Annotated in this window: 2 protein-coding genes; both read left to right on the forward strand. The window is 33.2% G+C overall.

The annotated features are described in order from the left end of the window. Nucleotides 1-332: hypothetical protein (locus ACI3VO_RS01950; protein WP_439756294.1), on the forward strand; the 332-nt coding region annotated here is incomplete at its 5' end. 405 nt (nucleotides 333-737) lie between these two features. Beyond that, nucleotides 738-1,662 (forward strand): zinc-ribbon domain-containing protein (locus ACI3VO_RS01955; RefSeq protein ID WP_439756295.1); only part of this gene is annotated, 925 nt, incomplete at its 3' end.

A 1,662-nucleotide genomic window follows, 5' to 3' on the forward strand; every position in this document is an offset into this window, starting at 1 on the left:
GGACTGATGAAGGAATTACTTCACTTGGTCTATATGCTCAGCAAATGGAAATTGCCGAAGTGCAAGCTAAAAAATATCAAGACGAAATTGCTTATCTGAATAAAAATTGGAAAGCGTTAGGTCTTACTGAGCAAGAATATATAGAGAAGCTTGATGAGTTAAAATCTGGACAATATGATTCAATTAAAGCCTATCATGAAGCGAAGGACGCTATAGTAGATCTTAATAAAGCTAGAGTGGATGCAATTAAAAACGGAATTCAAAAAGAAATTGATAGCTACAGTGAACTGATTAAAAAGAAGAAAGAGGCTCTAGATGCCGATAAAGATTAAGTTTTATGTTATTACATAAATTTGCTTAGTCCGTTATATATAGAAATGTATATAATGTATTCCTTTGAATTGCTGGGAAGCCCTTAGAGTTGTTCCACTACAACATGGATCGCAAGGTCGAGTGTGACAGTTTAAAAAGCGAACAAATTGGGCGATCAGCAGCTAAGCTTCTAACATTAACAATACAAAATTAGTGTTAGAAGAAAGTTCAACGATCATTCCCTGAGATGGGATTAGAGAGAAGTCTCTCGAAGCGGAGGACACCTAAAGTGTATTAACACCATGGTGAATGATATGATCTGCACTTTAGTGAAAGCTAAAGAAAATTTACTTTTAAAGTAAAATCTATAGGGCTTAACGAGCCTATATGAATAAAAATAAATTTACTTAAGAGGAGGTGAGCAAATGAGTAAGAAAAAAACACATGAGGAGTATGTCAAAGAATTGGCAATTAAAAATCCTAATGTTAAGGTTGTTGAAGAATATATTGACTCAGGTACTCCAATATTACATTGTTGCTTAATTCATGATATTTTTTGGAAAACTACTCCTGGACGAGCCTTAAGCGGAATTGGGTGCGAGGAATGTAGAAAGGAGAAGTTTCGCAAGACAAGATGCAAGACACATAATCAATATGTTGAGGAGGTAGAACTTATTAATCCTGATATAGTTATTGTCGGTCAATATATTGATGCGAAAACTCCAATTGATCATTATTGTAAAAAACACAATATTCTTTGGAGCGCTTATCCTAGTAATATATTACGAGGAGTTGGTTGTAAAGAATGTGGCAATGATAAAATAAGAGATAAAAATATAAAGCTACACAATGAATACGTAGAGGATTTACTTAGGGTAAATACGAATATTGATGTAATTGAAGAATATAAGGGGGCACATATTCCAATATTACATAGATGTAAAATTGATGGTCATACATGGTATGCTAGCCCTGCCAATATATTATCTGGTAAAGGATGCCCTAATTGTCAGGAGTCTCACGGGGAGAGGCATATTCGTCAATGGTGTGAAAAAAATAGTATTATCTATATTTATCAAAAAACATTCGATGGTTGTAAAAATATAAAAAACCTTCCGTTCGATTTTTATCTACCAGACTATAATTTATGTATAGAATATGATGGAGAGCAGCATTTTAGACCCGTTGACTTTTCTGGGAAAGGAGAAGAGTGGGCATTAAATCAGTTTGAAAAAATAAGACTCCACGATGAAATAAAAAATCAATACTGTAAAAAAAATAACATTCATTTGCTCAGGATTCCATACTACAAAAATATAGAAGAAGAATTAGAACACTTTTTATTCATTT

It is taken from the genome of Intestinibacter sp. (assembly GCF_051866655.1).
Lineage (GTDB): Bacteria > Bacillota > Clostridia > Peptostreptococcales > Peptostreptococcaceae > Intestinibacter.